The organism is Streptomyces sp. M-16, from assembly GCF_052114405.1.
Taxonomy (GTDB): Bacteria; Actinomycetota; Actinomycetes; order Streptomycetales; family Streptomycetaceae; genus Streptomyces.
In genome coordinates, this window is sequence record NZ_JBFRER010000054.1 from 24,759 (window position 1) to 44,673 (window position 19,915).

A 19,915-nucleotide genomic window follows, 5' to 3' on the forward strand; every position below is an offset into this window, starting at 1 on the left:
TCCTCACGATCTCGTCGTCGCTGTCCTGTACGGGGTGCCCGTCGAGCGGCCTGGGCGGCCGCGGCGCCCGGCTGGCCAACTGGTGGTCAAGGGCACTCGGCGCACGGTCGCAGTCCAGGTTGTGCGCCGGAGCGTCAGCGTGCCTCGCATCCGCCCCGGGAACGCCGAGCCAGGATGGGGAGGCCGGGGGACCCGGCGCCCCCGGCGGCAGGAGAGCGCATTGATCACCACGCACGTCCAGCGTTACGGCACGGTCCTGGTCAGCGTCACCGGGGCACTCGACGAGGCCGGGGGCGCGGCGCTCCGGCGGGCGCTGGACGATGTCACCTCTGCCGAGCGGGACCTCATGGTCGACCTGCACGGCACGGTGTCCATGGATGCCGACGGCCTCCTTCAACTCCTGGCCCTGCACCGGCGGGCGGAGAGCCTGGGCCTGCGCGTCCGGGTCGTCGGCTGGCAGCCCCAGCCCCAGCAGTTCATGGCCGACATCGCAGGTATCCGCGGACGCCGCGCGGCCACTGGCGAGAGGTACGCTGTGGCGGGCTTTCGCCGCCTGATCGAGGAGCGGGCGCAGCGCGCACGAGACTCCTCGGATTTCGGTGCCGGATGGCTGTCCGGCGTCTAGCACGGCCGGGTCCGTTGCTCACACAGACGGTTCCCACCCCTGGGGGCCGGCGCCTCGCCTCTCCCGGACCCGGCGCCAGCCCTGTGCGTCCGGCGGGTAGACGATCAGCTTTGCGGCCACGGGGGCCCAGCCTCCGTCCCGTCTGCGCACGCGTCACCCACCGGTGCGCGAACGCCGGCGCGCGAACGGGTGACGCCCTCCGCGACCGACGCACGGGCGGAGTCCTCCCCCGTCAGGCGGCCTGCTCCCCGGGCCGGGCCCGGGGAGCAGGCCGGGCGGCGTTCAGGTGGTGAGGCGGCTGTTTCCGTCGGATGCGCCGTCGGCACTGTCATCGTTGAACCAGTAGTCCCCGGCCGCCAGATAGCGGAAGGAGTGGCTGCCGTCGGCGGGGAGGGCGACCGTGACGGCGCGGGTTCCGTCGGGGCGCGGTGTCAGTTCGTGGGCGCCGGGCTTCCATTCGTTGAAGTCGCCGACGACGCTGACCGGGCCGGGCGGGGTGTCGGCGGGCAGGACGAAGGTGACGTCGGTACGGCCTTCACGGCTATCGCGTTCGAGCACGGCAGAGCTCCTCGGGCGGGACGGGGATACGCGGAACCGGCCGCGATCACTCCGTCGATCACGCTTGGTCACACAAATGATGCGGCATGTGACGCTCGGTGGCAGTGTGGCGGGTGGAACATTCCCCACGTTCACGGAGTGCACGATGAGCGGTATGCAGGACAAGCGTCAGCAGCCGGGCAAGGGCCGCGAGGAGCAGGAGCACCTCCAGCGCCGGCGCCCGGGCCAGGACGAGCCGAAGGACATGCAAGGCCGCCCGGCCCACGAGCGCAACCTCCAGGACCCCTCGCGCCGCCGCGAGCAGGAGATGGACGACGACATGCGTGACGACGCGCTGTAGCCCGCGCCGCCACGCAGTGGGCCCGCCCGTTCCGCACCCTCGGGCGGGCCCTGCCACATCCCCGCGGAGGTGTCCAGTCACCCGCACGGGACTCGTACGAGGGGGTCAGACCTGGCCGCGCCAGGCACCGGTCTCGAGGCCGCGGTCCTCGATGTACTCCTTGAACCGCTTGAGGTCGCCGGTGATCCGCCGCTTGACGAAGCCCAGTGTGTCGCCGACGTGCTCCGCGAGGCCGTCCGGGTTGTAGTCGAGCTGGAGCATGACCTTGGTCTTGCTGTCGGCGAGGTGGTGGAAGGTGACCACGCCTGCCTGATCGACGTCGCCGCCCAGGGTCGTCCAGGCGACGCGCTCGTCGGGGATCTGCTCGGTGATCTCCGCCTCGAACTCCTTGGTCACCCCGCCGATCCTCGTCACCCAGTGCGTCATGGTGTCGGTGCGCTGCTCGATGCGCTGCACCCCGTCCATGAAGTGGGGAAACGACTCGAACTGCGTCCACTGGTTGTACGCGGTGCGCACGGGGACATCGACCTCGATCGACTCTTCGACCTGCGACATGAAGCATCCTTCCTCTTCGCCGGCCCGGCGGCGGCCGGGCCGTACCCGGGGAGCTCTTCCCCTGACGTCGCCCCTGCCCGGCATCCGCTCATCCATCACCCCCGAACAGACGTACCAGCGGTGAATGCACTGATTCAGGACAGAGAGGGGGGCTTGCGGGGCGGGGGGACCTGGCGCAGCAGTTCCCACAGCGGGCGGGAGCCGGCGGCCCATGGGGCGAGGGCGAGGACCTTGCGGTCCACCAGGTGCAGGCGTCGCCGGTCCTTCGCGAAGTCCACGGCGTTGCCGGTGATCCGGCCGTTGGCCGGCATGGCGAGGACGTCACCGCCGTGGACCTGGCGGCCGGTCCCCATCAGTCGGGTGGTCCCTCCCTGCCCAACTGCCTAATGAAAGCATCGCCACTGACACCGCGGCACCCGGGCAGACCGTTCAGTGATCAATGAGGACCGGGGTTGCCCATGGGCAGTACGGCTCGAAGAGCTCCCGGGTCTGCAAGGGGCATCGTTTCGAAGAAGTCGCTGAGGCATTCGTCGGGGCCAGTTGCCGTACCCGACGTTCTCAGGCCGATGAGATCGCGTAACTGCCTGGGGGTATGACCGGACAGTGTCCGGAAGTCCCGGTTCATGTGTGCCTGATCGTGGTACCCGCTCATGGCCGCGAGTTCGGCCAGAGAACGGTAATCGCGGGACGGCAGTCTGAGAGCGTACTGGAACCGAATGATCCGGGACAGGGTCTGCGGCGGCAGCCCGACGTTCTCACGGAAGAGAGTCTGTATACGCCGGCTTCCCCTTCCGGTGGTCCGGCACAGCTCGCGAAGGGCTATCCCGCCACGACGGGACCAGAGCTCGTTCCACGCCTCATTCATCAGAGGCGACACAGGCGGACGGTCGGCCACCCGTGCCGCCAGGACGTCGTCGACCACGGCCCACCGGCTCGTCCAATCCTGGGCCGCTGCGAGCCGTTCAGTGGTCCTGGCGGTCCAGCCCCGTCCCATGACGTGGTCAGGGTGGACGAGTGCGTCGGTGAGGTGGTGCAGGGGGAGGCCGAGGCAGCGGTACGCGCCCATCGGCGTGAACTCGACCTCGATCGCGTGCCCCGCTCCTTGGTACCCGGCCATGAGGGAAGTGGTCCGCAGGCCCGCGAGCATCGAGCGCCGGCGATCCGCTGACGGCTCAGGGGCGTTGCCGTCGTGTACGTACAAAGGCTCCCCCCAGCCCAGGACAAGAGTCACCCTGGCGGAGGGGAGGTTGACCCTGGGCGGTCTCGGCCCAGGCGTCCGGTACCCCCGATACCTGATCACCTGATCGGACAACCACGCCGGCGGCCTTCGCTCCTCGTTCTCGCCCCGGTCGCACTCCGGTACCAGTGCCATGGCCCTCCCGGTCTCGTGGCAGGTTCACCCGTTCGCGACGGGCGGGTGGGCGGGTGCGCATTCGTACAAGAAGTACGTCGATTCGGGCCCCATTCTGAGGGGGCACGAAGGCCGCGGTGAAGGGCATGACCGGACAACCGCGCGAAGGAGCTGTCGGGACCGGAGGAGGATCAGGCCGGAAGTTGCCCGCGTGCAGGGCCGCCCCCTGTTTCCGCCCCCTGAATCCGCGCCCCTGCCGGCTGTCCTCCGCAGCGGATCCACCGCGGTCTGCGACCACGACGAAACAAGGAGAGATACGTATGCGTACACGTCGATTACTCACCGGAATGGCGCTCGGAGCCGCCGCGCTGGCCCGCATCACGGCGGCACCGGCCCAGGCCGACCCGGCAGGACCCGCCCCCATGGCCGGAGGCTGGGCGATGTCCATCGGCGGCCCGATCAGGTCCTGCGCCTCGGTCAACTGTGATCCGGTCGTACAGACCTCGTACGGGGACAACGTCTACTGGACGAAGTCCGTCGTCAACTCAGCCGGAAACCGGTGGTACCAGGTCACCCATCCGCGCCCCGGCTACATCTACTGCATGAACATCACCGCGCCCTGCTGACCGGCCACCCGGGGCCCCTCATCCAGACGATCCCCGCCCCGTTCATCGGGACTGGCGCGCCCAGGACGGAAACGACACCACCTCATCCGTGCGCATGACAATCAACCGGGGAACACCCGGCCACGCCCGGGCCGAATTCGTCTGGGACGGCGACGCCCACCACTGCGAAGGCTTCTCCGTACTTGCTTCCGCCGGTGACGCCCTGACCTTCAGCCCCGAGACGGTCACGGCGTCCGAACCACAGCGCTTGTGCACCCGGGGCAACACCCTTCACGTGGAATGGGCGGATGACGGCGGCTTCTTCCGCTCCTTCACCTTCCACCGTGTCGGCTGATCCAACACACGGCGGACAAGGCAGAAGGCCCCGGATCCTCAAGGATCCGGGGCCTTCTGATTTCTTCAGTAGCGGGGACAGGATTTGAACCTGCGACCTCTGGGTTATGAGCCCAGCGAGCTACCGAGCTGCTCCACCCCGCGTCGGTGAACCCCACTCTACGGCACCGACGGGACCGCTCCTGCCACGTTATGACGTGGTCAGGTGTCCTGCGGCGCCGACGATGACGAAGGTCGCGATGCTCCGCACTGGGCGTCGGACAAGAGCGTGCAGGAGGCCGTGGACGCGGTGAACAAGGACCCCAGGCTGCGCGCCGACCTCCTGGGCAAGGCCAAGGCGGCCACGGAACACATGGACAACCACAACCGGGGCAACAAGCAGAACCGGCCGTCGGAAATGCAGGCCCTGATCGACAAACTGGACGCCGGCGCGCGCACGGGATGACGGTGTGCAGACCTCGCAGGTCCCCCTGTTGTCGTTCCGGAGGGCCGGATGACCCTGCGCGACAGCGAGGAGCGCGACGTGACGGTCGCCGCTGTCGCCTCCGTCGGTGGGTGTGAGGGTCGCCGGTGAACGGAAGTGACGGCGTGTTCGGCTTCATCGACGCTATGACGGGAAGCGGACCCGCCCGTTCTTCTTCAACGGTAACGGCCAGGGTCGTTGAGCGAGTCTGGCCAGCCGCTCCGGTGCTCGGCTTCGTCGGCCTGGAGGAGCTGGTCTTCCGGCCCGCCCCTGGCTGTGTAGCGGGTCCACTGCCTGGGGCGTCTCACGGAGACTGACGTCAGCGTCGTGTCGTGGGATGACCTGCCTCTGCCGTTGATCTTCCGGCAGCCCCTTCGTGCGGTCCTCGTTCGCGTCCCTGGCGCATGCCCTGCCCGAGGTTGCGGCGCGTACGGCGGCTACCGAACCGGGCGATCAAGTTCGACGCCCGTTCGACGGCGAAGGATAAAGACAAGCCAGGGCCTCGCGCGGGGCCCCCGCCGCCCCCGCCCGGACGGCCCTCCCCCACCCGGACCCGCTCACCGCGCCGGGCCGTGACCGCCGCCCTACGCTCGGGGCATGAGACGCCGCCCGATGCACATGTCTGACGAGGCCCTGGACACCCTGCGCGCCGCGCTGGTGGAACTTCGGACGGAGCTGAAGGTCCCCCTCGCCTTCCCCAAGCGCGTACTCAAAGCGGCCGACAAGGCCGCAGCCGGGCCGGCCCTGCCCGACAACGACGCCAGGGACCTGCCGTTCTTCACGATCGACCCGCCGACCTCGAAGGACCTCGACCAGGCCATGTACCTGAAGCGGCGGCCCGGCGGCGGCTACCGTGTGTACTACGCGATCGCGGACGTGGCGGCCTTCGTCAGGCCCGGCAGCCCGCTGGACGTCGAGGCGCACGACCGGATCGAGTCGCTGTACTTCCCCGACCTCAAGGTGCCCCTGCACCCAGCCGTCCTCTCCGAGGGCGCGGCCAGCCTACTGCCGAACCAGGACCGCCCCGCCCTGCTGTGGCAGCACGACCTCGACGCCTACGGCAACCTGACCGACTCCTCCGTGAGCCGGGCCATGGTCCGCAGCCGGGCCCAGCTCGACTACGCGGGCGCCCAGCAGGCCATCGAGAACGGCACGGCTGAGGAGTCCCTCGCTCTGCTGCGCGAGATCGGCAAGCTGCGGGAGGCCGTCGAGATCGCGCGCGGCGGCATCTCGGTGAACCTGCCGGACCAGGAGGTCACCCTCGAAGACGGATCGTTCCAGCTGAGCTACGTGGCGACGCTTCCGGTGGAGGGCTGGAACGAGCAGCTCTCCCTCATGACCGGCATGTCCGCGGCCCAGATCATGCTGGACACCGGTACCGGGATCCTGCGGACCCAGAAGGAGCAGGCCGATCAGAACGTGGTCAGGCGCCTGCACGACATCGCGAAGGCCCTGGGAATCGTCTGGCAGCCCGGTATCTCGTACGCAACGCTGGTCCGCAAGCTCGATCCCGGCCAGCAGACCCACATGGCCTTCCTCAGCGAGGCGACCAGCACGATGCTCAAGGCGGAGTACACCGTCTTCCGCGACAACCAGAAGCCGGCGTACACGATGCACGCGGCGATCGCGGCCCCGTACACCCATTGCACGGCTCCGCTGCGGCGCCTGGTCGACCGGTACGCCGGTGAGCTGTGCGTGGCGGCGTGCTCGGACAAGGCCCCGCCGAACTGGGTGCTCGACGCCCTGTCCTGCATCCCGTGCGACACGGCACGGGGAAAGAGCGGCCTTGCGGACCGGCAGATCGTGGACCTGGCCGAGGCCGCGGTGCTCATGCACCGCGTGGGCGAGGTGTTCGACGCCGCGGTCATCGACACCGACGCCGAGCGGGGCAAGCCACGCGAGGGCAAGGTGTTCCTGGCCGACCCCGCCGTGCTGGCCAAGGTCGAGTCGACMAACGGCCTGGACCTCCAGCTCGGATCCAGCGTCAGGGCCACGCTCAAGCGGGCGGACCCCTCCGCGGACGGGGACAAGGTCCTCTTCACCGTGGCCCAGTAGTGCTTTGTTGGCTGGTCTTGTCACGCCGGGTATGCGGTAGTTCGCCCGTTGTATGAGGGCGGGTGAGCTTGCTGAGTGCCGCGTCCGTTTGGAGGAGTTCGCCGGGGAGGTGTCCGCGCCGCGGGTCCGCAGGGACCAGCAGACGAAGGGCCAGTTGTACCTGCGGGGCCTGCTCCTGGATGGACGGCGCGAGTCGATGCAGCCGATGGCCGAGCGGCTCGGGGTGGACCATCGGCGGTTGCAGCAGTTCATGACGTCCTCGACCTGGCCGGTCGCTGACGTGCGGGCCCGCCTGGCGTGGCGGGCCGTGCGGGTGGTGCGGCCGCGGGTGTGGGTGGTGGACGACACCGGTTTCCCCAAGGACGGCACCGCCTCGCCCGGGCGGCCCGGCAGTACTCGGGCACCTTGGGCAAGGTGGGCAACTGTCAGATCGGCGTCAGCGCCCCGGGGCCCGCCGCCCTGGCGGGTGAGGCGGCCCCGCTGGGCCGCGATCGACGTCGGCGGGGAGACCATGCCGAGCTCGGTCGACGTCATGGGGTTGGCCGAAGAGGCTGACCGGCAGCTTCACGCCTCGACGATGATGGTGCCTATGGCCGATTCCGGGCCGGGCCCCTCCGGACGGTCGACCTTCCACCAACCCAGCACGTCCTGGTACTCCGGCTGTGAGATCGCACGTCCTTCGACAGTCATCAGGCGTCCCTGATATGCCTGGGCGTACCGTGCTCGAACCGAATAGACGCCGGGTTCGTCGGGAACAACGAGGTCGCACGACACATTCACCCACTCCGCCGGACCGGGGTTGTCTTCCGCGAGCGCCTCGACGTGCGTGCCGGCATTGACCACCTTCAAGCCGCCCCCGCTGCGCTGCTTGCCGTTCCATACCGACGCCTGGGCTCGATCCTGGCCCGCCAGACCAACGATCACCTGGTTGATGGCGTTGCCACACTCCGAGCAATCATGCAGCATGTCGAAACTGACCTTGTGTGAACCTCCCCCGCGGACCTGTACCACGTCGGCCTGGCCATCGATCTTCACGTTACGGATCTTGAACCGAAACCCCGTCCCGCCTCCGTATGGTTCGACCATCTCGGTGTCGGGTGTGAGAGCCGTGGTGCGGTGGACATCGCTGTGACTCATCTTGTCGGCCATATGCCAAGTAAGCAGGTGGCCACTGACAAGGCCCCGTTCGCGCGGGTGGACGACGCCGGTAAGGTGTTGGCCGACCAGATCGGCGGCCTGCCAGCGGTGGACCGGGCGTGGTTCAGTCGCCAGCGCGGCCCGTTCACCTGCGGGTGCGATCAGGACCAGCCGGACTCGGCCGCGGCCGCCGTCGGCTGAGTCAGCGGGCCTTCGCGAGCGTCGTGGTCTGCGGATCTCTCCGCCCTCGGTCGGCGAGGTGGTGAGGGGCGGCTGCGCTATTGCACGACGAGTGTGGTCATGCGGCGCAGCGGGGAGAGGGCGGCCGGGAGCCAGGCGCAGGCCAGGGCGGCCGCTGCGACGGTGAGGGCGGTGCGGGTGTCGGTGGTGGCGGCGAGGGTGCCCGCGGTCGTGGCGCCGAGGGCGACGGCGCCGGTGAAGAAGACGCGCATGGTGCCGTTGACCCGGGCCATGAGGTGGGCCGGGGTGGCCTGCTGACGGAAGGTCATCATCAACACGGAGTCGAAGCCGATCTTGAGCATGACCAGTGCCCAGGCCAGGGCGGCGAGCGGCGCGGGGACAGGGTGGCCGAGCAGCGGGAGGGTCAGCGCGAGGGGAGCCACGGCGATGCCGACCAGCACGGCGGCGCGGCCTGCGCCGAGCCGGCGGGCCAGCCGGACCGCGCCCAGCGCGCCGGTCAGTCCGCCGACGCCGCCGACGCCCAGGAACAGGCCCAGTTCACCTTCGCTCCAGCCCAGTTCGGTCAGGGTCAGGACGGGCAGCAGGGTCGTCACCCCGGCCGTGCCGATGTTGACCAGGGATCCCGACAGCAGTACGGCGCGCAGCACGGGCTGGCGGGCGACGAAGGCCAGGCCCTCGGTGATCTCCCGTTCCAGCCGCCGATGAGGGGCCGTGGCCGAGGCGGCCGGGTGCTCGCGCAGAGCGAGAGCGGACAGCCAGGCCGCGGACCACACGTAGCCGACGGCCATGGCCAGGAGCACGGTGGGCGGGTTCAGCAGTCCGGCGGCCCAGCCGGCCAGCGGCGGTGCGGCGATCATCGCGGTCTGGGTGAGAGTGGCCAGGCGGGCGTTGGTGGGGGCGAGCAGCGCGCCGGGGGCGAGGTCCTTGACCAGGCTCTGGGTGGCCAGGTCGAAGAAGACGGTCGCCATCCCCTGCACCGTCACGACGGCCAGCAGTTGGGCCATGGTCAGTGCGTGGCACCAGTAGGCGACCGGGACGGTCGTCAGCGCCGTCGCGCGCACCAGGTCGGCGGCGATCATGACGGGCCGCCGGGGCACCCGGTCCAGCCACGCGCCCACCGGCAGACCCAGCAGCACGAACGGCAGCGTCAGCGCGGTGCGCAGCAGCGCGGTTGCCGAGGCGCCCGCGTGCAGCGCGGTGACCGCCGTCAACGGGACGGCCACCTGACCGATCTGGGCGCCCCACAGGGCGACCCCGGAGGCGGTCAAGTATCGGGCTCGGTCCCGCCCCGAGACAGCGGGCGTGCGGCTGTTCGACGGGGCCGGAGCGGCGGAGGACTTGTCGATCATGTCGGTCATGGCAGGAAGCCTCGGGGACCGGCCCACTCCTGCTCAATGGATTCGCACTAGAGTGAATCCTCGTGCCGACCCTCACCCTGTCCCTGGAGAGCGCCGACCTCAGCCAGCTGCGCTGGGCCCTGTCCCCGGCCTGGGAACTGCTGGCCTCGGTCAGGGCGCTCACCCGGCCCGCCGGCCGCGCCGTCCACATGCCATGGCTGTCCGCCCACCGGGGTGACCCACTGCTGAGCGAACCGGTGGCCCGAGAACTGGCCGCCGCCACCCCGAGGCGGCTCCCCGGCTTCCTCGCCCCCACCCCCSCCTCACCCTTGACCGAACTGGACGATGAGCTGGCCGAGGTCCGCGCCACCCCGATCGAGACCCTGCGGCACGACCTGACCGCCGTCTACGGCGACCGGCTCCCCACGATCCTCCACCCGCTCCTGCGCGCCCCCCGACGCGAACTGGGCGCTCTCACCGACCACCTGCACCGCTACTGGCAACGCACCCTGGCCCCGCACTGGCCCCGCATCCGCGCCCTCCTGGAATCCGACATCCACCACCGCGCCCGCACCCTCACCGAGCGCGGATCCGCGGCCATGCTCGCCGACATCCACCCCGACCTGGCCTACGACCAGACCGCCGGCACCCTGCGCATCACGCTGCGCCACGGCGTCCCGGACCAGGCCCACCGGCGCCTGGAGGGACGCGGTCTGGTCCTGGTGCCCTCGGCCTTCGCCTGGCCGCGCCTGTACGTGAAGACCATCGAGCCGTGGACGCCGGTGATCCGCTATCCCGTCCGCGGCATCGGCACGCTGTGGGAGGCCGCCGACACCGCCAGCGACCTGGCCGCGGCCCTCGGTGCCACCCGCGCCAGGCTCCTGGACCTCCTGGAGAGCCCGGCCACCACCCTCGAACTCGCCCACCGCACCGGCCTGGCCCCCGGCGGCGTCTCCGTCCACCTACACCGGCTCACCCGCGCCGGCCTGATCGCCCCCCACCGCGTCGGCCGCACCGTGCTCTACGCCAGAACCACCCGCGGCGAAGCCCTCTACCACTGACACCACCAGCCGCCGCACCACAACGCCGGCCGGCGCGGCCGCGCAGCCGACCGGCATCAGTTCCCGCTGACGACGGGGAATCAACTCCAGCCGGTGTGCCCACCCACCGGCACCACCCGGGGAGATTCATCCAGCTCATCGGAAGTGGCCGGCGGAGACGCGTGAGGGCCGTCTGGAGCCTGTGGGACAGCCGACGCCTACACCGCCAGTGGCTCCGTCGGGCAAGGACGTCAACTGGAGGGCGAGGACCTCGGGGTCGGCCGCGCCGGCCTCCTGCCGTTAGTAGTAACCATTCCCGCGGACCAAACCACGCCCTAGACTGCGACCGCTCCAAGACCTGGCGATCATCGGGAGGGCGTGCAAGATGAAACGAGCACTGATCAGCGCATTCGCGGCCGTGGCGTTAGTCGTGTCCGGGGGGAGTGTCGCCACCGCATCCGACGGCGCTCCGCCGCGCACCACGCACGGCCCTTGCCAGTACACCCAGACCCCGGACGAGCCGCCGGCGCGCCCTGTTCCGCTGCCGCCTGACCCGCGGCGCACCCCCAGTCGTGGCACGGTTGACATGGCTGTTCCGACCAGCCGGGGCCCGCTCCCGCTGCACTTGGACCGGGCCAAGGCGCCGTGCACGGTCCAGAGTTTCCTGCACCTGGCACGGCATGGGTTCTATGACCGCACGGTGTGCCACCGTCTGACGGCGTATCCGACGCTGAAGGTCCTGCAGTGCGGCGACCCGACCGGTACCGGTGAGGGCGGGCCCGGGTACAAGTACAAGGACGAGCTGCCGGTGGACCTGCCGCCGGCACCGACCGACCCGACCGGCGCGCGCCGTCTCTACGGGCGCGGCCTGCTGGCGATGGCCAACGCCGGTCCGGACACGAACGGTTCACAGTTCTTCGTCGTCTACGGCGACTCCGCGCTGCGACCGAACTACACGGTGTTCGGCACGGTCGACGCCGACGGCCTGACGACACTCGACAAGGTCGCCGCCGGAGGCATCGAGCCGACCGCGGAGAACCCGGCGCCGATCGACGGCACACCCGTCCTGCGGACCGAGCTGCTCCACGTCCGGCCGTCCGGCCGGCATTGACGCACCGTGACGTGGCCACGTCCTCGATGAGCGTGCCTGGCACCTGTGGCCGCTCCCGGGCGGACTGTGCCGGCCGGGTGAAGTGTCCGGGTGCGGAAGAGGAGGGACCCGGACTTGTGCCAGGGCGACGCGAAGCGCCCAAGGCCCAGCAGGTGGACTCCGTAGGGTGCTGCCCATGGACATCGCATCCATTGCGGCATCGTGGGTGGTTGTCCGGCAAGGCGCAGCCGGTGTCCTTCCGAGCCGTGATCGGTTTTGGTCTAGAATGCGTCTCTTTGATCGGTTGGACCGTTGATCGGATATATCCGTCCGGCCACTGATTACTGATGCGACGTGGGACCGGATCGAGCTGTTGATACCGACCGATCCGGTCCGTGGTCAGCGGTGGGCCGATCACCGCCGAGCCCTGGAAGCCATCGCGTGGAAGTGCCGCACCTGCTCGCCGTGGCGGGACCTGCCGGGCGAGCTCGGCTCGTTCCAAACCGCTCCCACATGCCTGATCAGATGAGCCGTGGACGGCACCTGGAACGCATCCTCGCCGCAGTTTTGGCAGCGGCCGACGCCGATGCCGACGTCGGCCGGCCCGTCTCGGTGGACTCCGCCGTCTGCCGAGCCCACCAACACGCCGCCGGCGCCATGAAGGGGGGCGCCAGGCCTGGCCGAACCCGACGACCACGCCCTCGGACGCTCCCGAGGCGGCCTGAGCACGAAAGTCCACCTTGCCTTTGTGGCTCGCACCGCAGGTCTCGATGAGCCGGTCCAGGTCCGCGTTCGGCGGAGGCTTCCGGCGGCTGCTCGACGCCACCCGAATCCCCTTTTCCACCAGGTCAGCAGCAGGGCTGCCGACGAGGAAACGCCATGAGGCCGGGCCGCGTCGACTGGGCATTTTCAGTCGCGCGCACTCCGGCAGGGCCACGGCGAAGCCGTTCGCCTCTACGTGTCCGGAGCACCGAGGGTGTTGCCCAGCGGGCCGAGGAGGGAGAGCGTGCAGAGGTACCCCTTGACCACTGTCCAACGGTCGTCCGTCGCGGAGGAGGAGCCTTCTGCAACACCCTTTGGCCAGGAGACCCCAGCCGGCTGCTCCCGCAGGGAGTCGGCCGGAGTCAGATCGTGACCGGGCCGTGGGCGGTGGCGAACTCGACCGAGACCAGGCCCGGTTCCTCATCCTCGACCCAGGTGACGTCGATCTGGTCGAGGGGGTGGTCGGCCGGTTCGCCGAGGAATTCGGCGATGGAGGCGGCGTCGCCGGCGATGGAGACCCCGTGGATGGTGGTGGAAGTGCGCGGGTCGGCGCTCGGGCGCTCCTCGATGGGTACCAGCCACTGAAGGAAGTACGGCAGTTGCGGGTCCTCCAGCAGTTCCAGCAGGCCGATCTGCTTCCACCTCAGGTCGAACCCGTCGGGGCGGACACGGTGGCCCTCGGCCGAGGTGCGGCCGAGGCGGGCTTCGACCGGGGCGATGTCGTCGACGGAGACCACCCAGCCGAGCCAGCCGCCGCCCTCGGCGGCGCGGCGCGCGACCGCCTGGCCGAAGGGCGCGCGGTCGGCGGCGGGATGGTCGAGTGTGGTGACGACCTCGACATAGGTGCCGCCGCTCAGCGGGAGAATGAAATTGCGGGTGCCGAATCGCGGGTGCACGCCCCCGTCGACGAACCCGCCGCCGAGGGCCGATCCGATCCACTGGACGGTCGAGACGAAGCTGTCGCGGGCCACCGCATAGGACACGTGATCAAGTCGCACTGCGCCATCATCACCCGACAACCCGTGCAAATCCCGACGCCACGCCCGCCGTCCCGACCGCGTTCGTCCGTGGGTTCAGCCGTGGAGCGGATCGATCATCGTCATCCCGGCGGGGGAGGCCCCGGTCGAAGCCAGGCAGCAGCGCTGCCGCCATCTTCGCCAGTGGTGAGGGAGCCCGTACGGTGCTGCGGAAGGAACCGATGCCCTCCTCGCGCATCTTCATCTGGCAGCACATCACCAAGCTCACCCCGGAGGAAGTTCAGCAGGCCATCCCGCTTCACCACCCCATCTGGGTGCGAACCGAACCCGACGACATCGCCTTCGCCGACCGCCACGCGACACCTAGTGACCTGAGCCAGAGGTTTATCGTTGGTTTGGGTATGAGTCGTCCTGGTCCGATGATTCCGCCGTTGTTGGTGACTGATGCCCAGCGTGTCGTGCTGGAGGGTTGGTTACGTCGTCGCGCGACGGCTCAGGCGTTGACTCAGCGGTCACGGATCGTGTTGGAGTGCGCGGAGGGGCACTCGGTGACGGAGGTGTCGCGACGGCTGCGGGTTGCTCCCGACACGGTCCGCACCTGGCGGCGGCGCTTCATCGAGCATGGGCTGGACGGGCTGGGCGACGAGCCGCGGCCGGGTGTCCCACGGAAGATCACCGACGAGGATGTCGAGCGGGTGATCGTGAAGACCCTGGAATCGACGCCGAAGAACGCGACGCACTGGAGAACAGGTCAAGGACGGTGGCCAGGTAGAGCTTGCCCTCACCGGTCTCGATTGACGGTGGCGAGGTAGAGCCAGCCCTCGTCGGTGGCGATGAAGGTGATGTCGCCGCACCAGCGGGTGTCAAYGGCTGCCGGGTCGGGGCGGAAGTCGCGAAGGACCAGGTCAGGGCGGGCGGCCGCGTTCGGGCCGGGGGCGGTGGTGCGGTGTCGTCGCCTTCGGTGTCGGCCGATGAGTCCCGCCTGCCGCATCAGGCGGGCCACCCGCCGGCGCCCGCAGCCGGCACTCTCACGCTGGAGGACGGTGTGGACGCACTGGACCCCGTACGTTCCACGGGACTGTCCGTGGACATTGGTGATCCGCTCGGTCAGCTCGGCGTCTCGCACCGCACGGGGACCGGGGGCGCTGCTGCAGCGGGCGTAGTAGGCGGCTCGGGAGACCATGAGCAGCTCACACGCGCGCTTGACGCTGTGCCCTGCAGTTTTCTCCGCCTCGATGAACGGGTCCACGCTCACCGGGTCTCCATCGCGAAGAAAGCCGTCGCACGCTTGAGGACCTCCACGTCCTCCCGCAGCCGACGGTTCTCCCGTCGAAGCGCGGCCAGTTCCTCGCGCTCGCTACTGGTCAGGCCGTCCCGGTCGCCCGCGTCGACCTCGGCCTGCCTCACCCAGCCCCGCACCGCGGTCTCGGTCAGATCGAAGTCCTTGGCGACCTGACCGACCGAACGGTCACCACGCCGGCACAGACCGACGATCTCGGCCTTGAACTCCGCCCCGTGAACGAGCGCCGAGGACGCACCTTCTTCTTCCCCATGCTCTCCATGATGAACATCATCCTTCCGGGGCCCAAGCCCCTGATCTCGGATGTCCGTCAAAGCGGAGCAAGCCCAGAGCACCATAGTTGGCGGTGTGTGCTCCAGTTGGCGAGCCGAGTCCTTCAGATGGCGGCCGGTTCCTGTGGCGCGGCGACGTCCCGTAGCCGCGCGGCCCGGCCGGGTGGGGGCGCTACCGGCGGGCCGCTGGTGGTGTCGCTCCGTCACTCGCCACGCTGCTGCTCGTCGGTGGTGTCGAGTTGCTGTTGAGCGGCGGTGATGCGGCGGTGCGGGTGCTGATGTGGTCGCGGGCGGCGAGTTCGGCGGCGGTCGGCACGCGGGTGAGTGGCTCTGTCATCGCCTTATGGTGTGGGTGCGCGGCGGAACCCGCCGGTCCGCAGACGCTCGCCCGCTGGTGTGATGATGTTCCTAACCTGACCTGGGGGCCTCCGACACGCCAGTGGTATGGCGGGACCTTCATCGACTGGGACGACGTTGCGGTGGCGTACGGCACCCGATTCCCGCCCGATTACAGGGACTTCCTGTCCGTCTACGGCAGCGGTGAAATCGACGGAATGCTGGCCGTTTTCGCTCCGAGGATGGATCCTCATGTTCCTTCGCGTCACACCTCAAGGCTTCCGGCAGACGTTCTCGACCTGCCGGAGGTCGACGAGTGGAACGACCCGTTGTGCGCCGAGCTGTATGGCCCGGCGGACGTCATGGTCTGGAGGGAGACAGTCGAAGCGGACGTACTGGGCTGGATCCCGAGCAGCGACGAACCGGGGACATGGCCTGTGGCTGTCTATGTGCACGGAGGTGAGTGGACAGTCTACGACTGCAGCATGACGGAATTTCTGCTGCAGCTCCTCGCTGGAGAATTTGACGGGAACCCGACAGGGCTGGCGCGTCTGTTCGGAAAGGGTAGCGCGGAGTTCACCACCGGCTGACAGGTCAGGGCGCCGGGGTGGGACGCTGTCTCCAGCGCGTTTCAGCGGGCGGTTCGTGACTTTTGGACGGCTCTGTCGTCGCCTGATGGTGTGAGTTCGATGTGGAACGGCCGTTCCGTAGGCGCTCGTCTGCTGGTGTGATGATGTGAGTGAATGCATGTCCTACCCCAGCGACTTATCCGAGGCGCAGTGGGCTCTGATCGAGCCGGTGATCACGGCGTGGAAGGACCGGCAGAACCTGCACCTGGCCGCCCCCAGAGACCAGTTCCTGCGCCTGCTGGAGCTGACCGGCCCCCGGGACCTGTTCGGCGTCGATCCCGTCCCGCTGTTCTGACTCCGCTCGACCGGGAGCCGGGGGCTGTGTCGTGCGTGGCGGTCAGGTGTGCGGCCGCCCGTCGGCGCCGCCGTGGCCGTCGGCCTCGTCGTGGTCGAACCAGTAGTCGCCGGCGGCCATGTAGCGGAAGCGGGGAGGGTGACGCTGGCGGCGCGGTGCCGTCGCCCCTGGAGGCGAGGGGGTGGGCGTGGGGGCTGCAGTGGTGGAAGTCGCCGACCACAGACCGGCCCGTCGGGCGTGTGGTCAGGCAGGACGAAGGTGACCTGCGCGCGGCCTTCGAGCTTCTGGCGTTCGAGCACCGGGGGCTCCCACCGACGAAGGGGTTTGTGGCTGGTGCATCCTCGGCCCGCCGACGGTGGGGTGGACGCGTGCGCGCCCGGCGGCGGGGACCCAGTCACCCTGCGGGAGTGCGCCACGTCGGCCAGGCGGAAGCGTCGGCCCGCTGGCAAGCCGTCGCATGCTTGGGGGACTCGGCCCAGCCGCAGGTCCCAAGCGGCCCGCGCATCGGCGGTAGTCCGGCCCGTAGGGGGTTTCGTCACGCGGGTGACGGGTTTCGTGACGTGCGTGCGGTGTTGTCCTCCGGCAGTGCTTCCGGGGATTTTCGTGTGCGGTTGGCGCTGGAGCGGCATTTGGGGGAGCAGTAGCGGGCCGGTCGGCCGGTGGATCCTGGGGTCCGTGCGGGCAGGCTCCCACCGCAGACCGGGCACGAGGGTACAGGGCCGGGCCGGGCGGTGTCCGGGGCGGCTTCCATAGCGGGGGCGGGGGCAGGCGATGGCGGTGACGGCGGTGCCGAATGGTGGGTGAGTCCTTGTCGTTCGGCGATGACGCCTGCTTCGAAGCGGCTGCTAGCACCGAGGGTCTCAAGGAGTTCGGAGACGTGCCGGCGGCAGGTACGCAGGGAGATACCGAGGCGGCGGCCGATGGTGTCGTCCTTGATGCCTTTGGCGAGCATGACGAGGATGGTCCGCTTCATGGTCTGGGAGACGGCTTGAGCGGCGTGGGGCCCGGTGGCGTAAGGGGTGGGGCTGGCCCGGGGTCGCGTTCGAAGACGTCCAGGAGGTAGGCGAGAAGGTCCGGGTTCGCGGATGATCAGGGCGCCGCCGGAGCGGGCCGGGAGCAAGGCCAGGGCCTGGTCCACGATGATCAGCTGAGGCAGTACCTCGGGCAGGGTGCGGATCGGGGCGCCTGCGGCGACGAGGTGTTCGGCGTGGGTGCGGGTGGGCTGGTCGAAGCGGGTGGCGTGCTGATAGAGGCTGCGCATGCGGATGCCGCGCTGGAGAAGGCGAGGTCGCGGGGGAGTGCTTCGCGCAGTGCGGCAGGTGGGAAGGCGCCGCCGTCTTTGGACACCACCTCGCTGCGGCAGGGGTCGATGACGTCGGTGAGCAGGGTGCGGACGGCGGACTTGTCGGGCAGGTGGTCGATGCTGCCCTGCGGGAAGGCGTGCTGGCGGGCCTGGAGGTAGACAGGTATGAGGGCCACGAGCCAGTCGTGCTGCTCTTGGATCTGCCGGCGCTGGATACGCAGGGCTTCTTCCTGGGCGCGGAGGGCGGCGTCGCGATCGGAGAGCAGGTGGGCGGCGGCGGCCTGCGGGCTCACCGGCTGCCAGCGCACGCCGGGATCCCCGGGGGCGGCGGGGACTGCTTGGAGGAGGCAGGCATCAAGGAGCGAGTTCAGCGCCCGGTGGCTCTCGTGCTCGCTGATTCCGGTCTCGGCGGCAGCCCTCGACAGGGCGGCGGGGGTGAGGCTTTCGTGGACGACGGTCCAGCGGTAGAGCAGGACTCCGCGCTGCCCAGTTCGGGCACGCCTGCTGCCCCGCCGTGACCTGGCGCAGTGCCCATGGAATCCCTCCTAAAAGTGCATGGCACACAGATGATGCCCCGGGGGGCTGCCGCGGTCGGCGCCGGGTCGGCACAGTGGTGATCACAACCGGCACAAGCGGCTGGCGACCAGAGCACGGACACCGGCGGACCGACCGCTGCCGGCTACACAACAGGAGCCGACGCACATGCGGGGAAACACGGCCCGGGCTCTGGTGGCCCGCGTACTGGCCGCGGGCATCGGAGGGGGCGCCGCCGCCTCCGCCGCTTCGGACGGGACCGGCGCCGGACACCGCGTCAGTGCTGACGCGGAACTTCCCGGGTGGCTCGACCCCGGCAAAGACTGCCCCGTGACGACCGCGTGGGGCGACAGGAACTGCCCGCCCAGGCAGTACCAGGCGGTGCGGTCCGCCTCGTTAGCGGACCGTTAGCGGCCCCTGACAGATTCCCGATCTCATCCTGCCCAGGAAAGGTACCGACCTTGCCACGCTCCGACGTTCTTCACCCACGCACCAGGACGCTCACCACGCTGATGGCGATGGCCGCGCTCGTCGGCTTGCTGGTCGGCCTGCCGGCATCGCCGGCCGCAGCGGACACGCCCAACGCCCACACCATCGCGACCTACAACTCGCAAGGCGCCCGTTGGTCGGACGTCCGGCAGCTCAGCAACGAGAACGACATCGTCGCCGTCCAGGAGGCGGGGTCGGAACCGAGTTTGTACGGCATGGTGTTCCAGCAGTCGTACAACCGCAGCGGCTACACCGTCCACCTGTACCGCTGGGGCAGCCGCTTCGTGTACTGGATGAGTCCGCTGGGAGACACCCGGGTCAACCTCGCCATGGTCACGCACACCATGGCCCACGAGGTCTACGTCGCCCCGCCCGGCCGGGCCGGCGCCCGCCCCGCGCTGGGTCTGCGCATGGACGACGACATCTACTACAACGTGCACGCGCTGGCTTCGGGAGCGCACAACGAAGCAGAGGAGCTGGTACGCCAGGTCCGCAACCAAGCGACCGCGGCGGGCCGCGCGTGGACCGTCATGGGCGACTTCAACCGTGACCCGGACCAGGGCATGCACAATCTCGCCGCAGGTCTGGGCGCTCAGGTCTACCACACTGGCCTTGCGACCCAGCAGAGCAGCGGCGAACTCGACTACATGATCTCGTCGCGCGCGCTGGGGAACTACCGCGGGATACGTATGGGCGGCCGCGGCTCCGACCACTACCCGGTCTACTTCCGCACGCAGTTGGTGGCGAACGGGTCCGTGGTCGAGCTGACCAGCGACAGCGACCACGACAAGTACCTCACGTTCGAACGCGGGAGCAACGCCAACGGCACGCACCTGGTCTCCGGCACCTGGAGCCCCATGAAATCCCAGTGGAAGCTGCGCAGCATTCCCGGCGGCGGCAAGTATGACTTCAACTTCGTCAACAGGTCGACCGGCAAGTGCATCGACGTCGACAACGGCCGCTGGGCGAAGAGTGGCGATGCCCTCAACGAATGGGACTGCGAGGGCCAAAGCTCCCAGGTCTTCTCCATCTACTACTGGGGCGAGGAGCCGGGGGCCTGGATGATCAAGCAGAACAACACCGAGTTGTGCGTGAACACCACGGCCACCAAAACCAAGGTGCTCAGCCTGATGCCGTGTGCTCACGCCACCCCCAACCAGCGCTTCGTGCCGCACTTCTACGGCTAAGACTTGTCCCGTAAATGATCTTTGAGTCGCCCTGGGCAGGGTCGGTCGCGGTGCGATCCGCTGGCTTATCCGGCGAGGGCGAGGTTGTGCAGGCGGGCGATGCCGAGCATGGCTTGGTGC

The 19,915-nt window shown here is 69.5% G+C and carries 25 protein-coding genes, 1 tRNA gene and 3 pseudogenes; 16 read left to right on the forward strand and 13 right to left on the reverse strand.

What is annotated here, in order from left to right; genetic code table 11:
• Positions 1-220: 220 nt before the first annotated feature.
• Positions 221-625 carry an STAS domain-containing protein gene (locus AB4039_RS23875; protein WP_266845570.1) on the forward strand — a complete coding sequence of 135 codons (405 nt, stop codon included), beginning with the start codon at positions 221-223 and terminating at the stop codon, positions 623-625.
• Positions 626-907: 282 nt separating this feature from the next.
• On the opposite strand, the gene AB4039_RS23880 is transcribed toward AB4039_RS23875, so the two are convergent.
• Positions 908-1,183, reverse strand: a complete 276-nt coding sequence (locus tag AB4039_RS23880) for an isoamylase early set domain-containing protein (RefSeq protein WP_266845571.1) — start codon at positions 1,181-1,183, stop codon at positions 908-910.
• Between the two features lie 145 nt (positions 1,184-1,328).
• Here AB4039_RS23880 and AB4039_RS23885 point away from each other — a divergent pair, with 145 nt between their 5' ends.
• Positions 1,329-1,523, forward strand: a complete 195-nt coding sequence (locus AB4039_RS23885; protein ID WP_442271775.1) for a hypothetical protein — start codon at positions 1,329-1,331, stop codon at positions 1,521-1,523.
• A 105-nt stretch (positions 1,524-1,628) separates the two neighbouring features.
• Here AB4039_RS23885 and AB4039_RS23890 read toward each other — a convergent pair whose 3' ends face one another.
• From AB4039_RS23890 to AB4039_RS23900, 3 genes are all read right to left on the reverse strand, one after another.
• A complete protein-coding gene (locus AB4039_RS23890; RefSeq protein WP_442271776.1) occupies positions 1,629-2,078 on the reverse strand; it encodes an SRPBCC family protein in 450 nt (149 codons plus the stop codon).
• Positions 2,079-2,212: 134 nt separating this feature from the next.
• Positions 2,213-2,431 (reverse strand): hypothetical protein, encoded by a 219-nt coding sequence (locus AB4039_RS23895; RefSeq protein ID WP_442271777.1) that lies wholly within the window; start codon positions 2,429-2,431, stop codon positions 2,213-2,215.
• An 83-nt stretch (positions 2,432-2,514) separates the two neighbouring features.
• On the reverse strand, positions 2,515-3,450 hold the full coding sequence (locus AB4039_RS23900; protein ID WP_266845574.1) for a helix-turn-helix domain-containing protein: 936 nt from the start codon (positions 3,448-3,450) through the stop codon (positions 2,515-2,517).
• 299 nt (positions 3,451-3,749) lie between these two features.
• On the opposite strand from AB4039_RS23900, the gene AB4039_RS23905 reads away from it, so the two are divergent.
• Entirely contained in the window at positions 3,750-4,055 is a 306-nt protein-coding gene (locus tag AB4039_RS23905) for a hypothetical protein (RefSeq protein WP_442271778.1), read from the forward strand.
• Between the two features lie 88 nt (positions 4,056-4,143).
• Complete coding sequence (locus AB4039_RS23910; RefSeq protein WP_442271779.1) at positions 4,144-4,389, forward strand: hypothetical protein; 246 nt, start codon at positions 4,144-4,146, stop codon at positions 4,387-4,389.
• A 69-nt stretch (positions 4,390-4,458) separates the two neighbouring features.
• Here the strand turns inward: AB4039_RS23910 and AB4039_RS23915 are convergent.
• Positions 4,459-4,532, reverse strand: a tRNA-Met gene (locus AB4039_RS23915).
• 61 nt (positions 4,533-4,593) lie between these two features.
• Here AB4039_RS23915 and AB4039_RS23920 point away from each other — a divergent pair.
• From AB4039_RS23920 to AB4039_RS23930, 3 genes and pseudogenes are all read left to right on the forward strand, one after another.
• Entirely contained in the window at positions 4,594-4,833 is a 240-nt protein-coding gene (locus tag AB4039_RS23920; protein WP_442271780.1) for a hypothetical protein, read from the forward strand.
• A 615-nt stretch (positions 4,834-5,448) separates the two neighbouring features.
• Positions 5,449-6,906 (forward strand): RNB domain-containing ribonuclease, encoded by a 1,458-nt coding sequence (locus AB4039_RS23925; RefSeq protein WP_266845579.1) that lies wholly within the window; start codon positions 5,449-5,451, stop codon positions 6,904-6,906.
• Positions 6,907-6,958: 52 nt separating this feature from the next.
• Positions 6,959-7,347, forward strand: a pseudogene (locus tag AB4039_RS23930) (transposase); the annotation flags it as partial.
• A gap of 123 nt (positions 7,348-7,470) precedes the next feature.
• Here AB4039_RS23930 and AB4039_RS23935 read toward each other — a convergent pair.
• Entirely contained in the window at positions 7,471-8,055 is a 585-nt protein-coding gene (locus AB4039_RS23935) for a hypothetical protein (RefSeq protein ID WP_442271781.1), read from the reverse strand.
• A 15-nt stretch (positions 8,056-8,070) separates the two neighbouring features.
• Here AB4039_RS23935 and AB4039_RS23940 point away from each other — a divergent pair, with 15 nt between their 5' ends.
• A complete protein-coding gene (locus AB4039_RS23940; protein ID WP_442271782.1) occupies positions 8,071-8,244 on the forward strand; it encodes a hypothetical protein in 174 nt (57 codons plus the stop codon).
• Positions 8,245-8,321: 77 nt separating this feature from the next.
• Here the strand turns inward: AB4039_RS23940 and AB4039_RS23945 are convergent, their stop codons facing one another.
• Complete coding sequence (locus tag AB4039_RS23945; RefSeq protein WP_442271783.1) at positions 8,322-9,602, reverse strand: MFS transporter; 1,281 nt, start codon at positions 9,600-9,602, stop codon at positions 8,322-8,324.
• Between the two features lie 62 nt (positions 9,603-9,664).
• Between AB4039_RS23945 and AB4039_RS23950 the strand changes: the two genes are divergently transcribed.
• The 3 genes and pseudogenes from AB4039_RS23950 to AB4039_RS23960 form a co-directional block, all read left to right on the forward strand.
• Positions 9,665-10,642 (forward strand): DUF5937 family protein, encoded by a 978-nt coding sequence (locus tag AB4039_RS23950; protein ID WP_442271784.1) that lies wholly within the window; start codon positions 9,665-9,667, stop codon positions 10,640-10,642.
• 565 nt (positions 10,643-11,207) lie between these two features.
• A complete protein-coding gene (locus AB4039_RS23955) occupies positions 11,208-11,732 on the forward strand; it encodes a peptidylprolyl isomerase (protein ID WP_266845584.1) in 525 nt (174 codons plus the stop codon).
• A 301-nt stretch (positions 11,733-12,033) separates the two neighbouring features.
• A pseudogene (locus AB4039_RS23960) lies at positions 12,034-12,456 on the forward strand (transposase); the annotation flags it as partial.
• 379 nt (positions 12,457-12,835) lie between these two features.
• Here the strand turns inward: AB4039_RS23960 and AB4039_RS23965 are convergent.
• Positions 12,836-13,471 carry a VOC family protein gene (locus AB4039_RS23965; protein WP_266845586.1) on the reverse strand — a complete coding sequence of 212 codons (636 nt, stop codon included), beginning with the start codon at positions 13,469-13,471 and terminating at the stop codon, positions 12,836-12,838.
• A 182-nt stretch (positions 13,472-13,653) separates the two neighbouring features.
• Between AB4039_RS23965 and AB4039_RS23970 the strand changes: the two genes are divergently transcribed.
• Positions 13,654-14,262 carry a helix-turn-helix domain-containing protein gene (locus AB4039_RS23970; RefSeq protein WP_442271785.1) on the forward strand — a complete coding sequence of 203 codons (609 nt, stop codon included), beginning with the start codon at positions 13,654-13,656 and terminating at the stop codon, positions 14,260-14,262.
• Here the strand turns inward: AB4039_RS23970 and AB4039_RS23975 are convergent.
• From AB4039_RS23975 to AB4039_RS23985, 3 genes are all read right to left on the reverse strand, one after another.
• The gene (locus tag AB4039_RS23975; RefSeq protein ID WP_442271786.1) at positions 14,232-14,705 is read right to left on the reverse strand and encodes an IS3 family transposase; all 474 of its coding nucleotides are present in this window, start codon (positions 14,703-14,705) and stop codon (positions 14,232-14,234) included. The two genes, AB4039_RS23970 and AB4039_RS23975, sit on opposite strands and share 31 nt — an antisense overlap.
• Positions 14,702-15,088 (reverse strand): transposase, encoded by a 387-nt coding sequence (locus AB4039_RS23980; RefSeq protein WP_442271787.1) that lies wholly within the window; start codon positions 15,086-15,088, stop codon positions 14,702-14,704. The genes AB4039_RS23975 and AB4039_RS23980 overlap by 4 nt, the downstream gene beginning before the upstream one ends.
• A 106-nt stretch (positions 15,089-15,194) precedes the next feature.
• On the reverse strand, positions 15,195-15,359 hold the full coding sequence (locus tag AB4039_RS23985) for a hypothetical protein (protein ID WP_266845592.1): 165 nt from the start codon (positions 15,357-15,359) through the stop codon (positions 15,195-15,197).
• A 142-nt stretch (positions 15,360-15,501) separates the two neighbouring features.
• Here AB4039_RS23985 and AB4039_RS23990 point away from each other — a divergent pair, with 142 nt between their 5' ends.
• From AB4039_RS23990 to AB4039_RS24000, 3 genes and pseudogenes are all read left to right on the forward strand, one after another.
• The gene (locus AB4039_RS23990; RefSeq protein WP_442271788.1) at positions 15,502-15,948 is read left to right on the forward strand and encodes a hypothetical protein; all 447 of its coding nucleotides are present in this window, start codon (positions 15,502-15,504) and stop codon (positions 15,946-15,948) included.
• 145 nt (positions 15,949-16,093) lie between these two features.
• A pseudogene (locus AB4039_RS23995) lies at positions 16,094-16,180 on the forward strand (transposase); the annotation flags it as partial.
• Positions 16,157-16,282: a hypothetical protein gene (locus AB4039_RS24000; RefSeq protein ID WP_442271794.1), complete on the forward strand. Its 126-nt coding sequence runs from the start codon at positions 16,157-16,159 to the stop codon at positions 16,280-16,282. The pseudogene AB4039_RS23995 and the gene AB4039_RS24000, both read left to right, overlap by 24 nt.
• Positions 16,283-16,817: 535 nt before the next feature.
• Here AB4039_RS24000 and AB4039_RS24005 read toward each other — a convergent pair.
• Positions 16,818-17,543: a response regulator transcription factor gene (locus AB4039_RS24005; RefSeq protein WP_442271789.1), complete on the reverse strand. Its 726-nt coding sequence runs from the start codon at positions 17,541-17,543 to the stop codon at positions 16,818-16,820.
• A complete protein-coding gene (locus AB4039_RS24010) occupies positions 17,426-17,893 on the reverse strand; it encodes a hypothetical protein (RefSeq protein ID WP_442271790.1) in 468 nt (155 codons plus the stop codon). Before AB4039_RS24010 ends, AB4039_RS24005 begins: the two co-directional genes overlap by 118 nt.
• Before the next feature lie 744 nt (positions 17,894-18,637).
• Between AB4039_RS24010 and AB4039_RS24015 the strand changes: the two genes are divergently transcribed.
• Positions 18,638-19,795 carry an RICIN domain-containing protein gene (locus AB4039_RS24015; protein WP_266845599.1) on the forward strand — a complete coding sequence of 386 codons (1,158 nt, stop codon included), beginning with the start codon at positions 18,638-18,640 and terminating at the stop codon, positions 19,793-19,795.
• Positions 19,796-19,915: the final 120 nt, after the last annotated feature.

Bases quoted from the DNA above. Each gene is read 5' to 3' on its own strand.
- AB4039_RS23885 (WP_442271775.1), top strand. From the start codon at position 1,329: ATGAGCGGTATGCAGGACAAGCGTCAGCAGCCGGGCAAGGGCCGCGAG.
- AB4039_RS23890 (WP_442271776.1), bottom strand. From the start codon at position 2,078: ATGTCGCAGGTCGAAGAGTCGATCGAGGTCGATGTCCCCGTGCGCACC.
- AB4039_RS23895 (WP_442271777.1), bottom strand. From the start codon at position 2,431: ATGGGGACCGGCCGCCAGGTCCACGGCGGTGACGTCCTCGCCATGCCG.
- AB4039_RS23900 (WP_266845574.1), bottom strand. From the start codon at position 3,450: ATGGCACTGGTACCGGAGTGCGACCGGGGCGAGAACGAGGAGCGAAGG.
- AB4039_RS23905 (WP_442271778.1), top strand. From the start codon at position 3,750: ATGCGTACACGTCGATTACTCACCGGAATGGCGCTCGGAGCCGCCGCG.
- AB4039_RS23935 (WP_442271781.1), bottom strand. From the start codon at position 8,055: ATGGCCGACAAGATGAGTCACAGCGATGTCCACCGCACCACGGCTCTC.
- AB4039_RS23945 (WP_442271783.1), bottom strand. From the start codon at position 9,602: ATGACCGACATGATCGACAAGTCCTCCGCCGCTCCGGCCCCGTCGAAC.
- AB4039_RS23955 (WP_266845584.1), top strand. From the start codon at position 11,208: ATGGCTGTTCCGACCAGCCGGGGCCCGCTCCCGCTGCACTTGGACCGG.
- AB4039_RS23980 (WP_442271787.1), bottom strand. From the start codon at position 15,088: ATGGTGCTCTGGGCTTGCTCCGCTTTGACGGACATCCGAGATCAGGGG.
- AB4039_RS23985 (WP_266845592.1), bottom strand. From the start codon at position 15,359: ATGACAGAGCCACTCACCCGCGTGCCGACCGCCGCCGAACTCGCCGCC.
- AB4039_RS24005 (WP_442271789.1), bottom strand. From the start codon at position 17,543: ATGCGCAGCCTCTATCAGCACGCCACCCGCTTCGACCAGCCCACCCGC.
- AB4039_RS24015 (WP_266845599.1), top strand. From the start codon at position 18,638: ATGGCCGCGCTCGTCGGCTTGCTGGTCGGCCTGCCGGCATCGCCGGCC.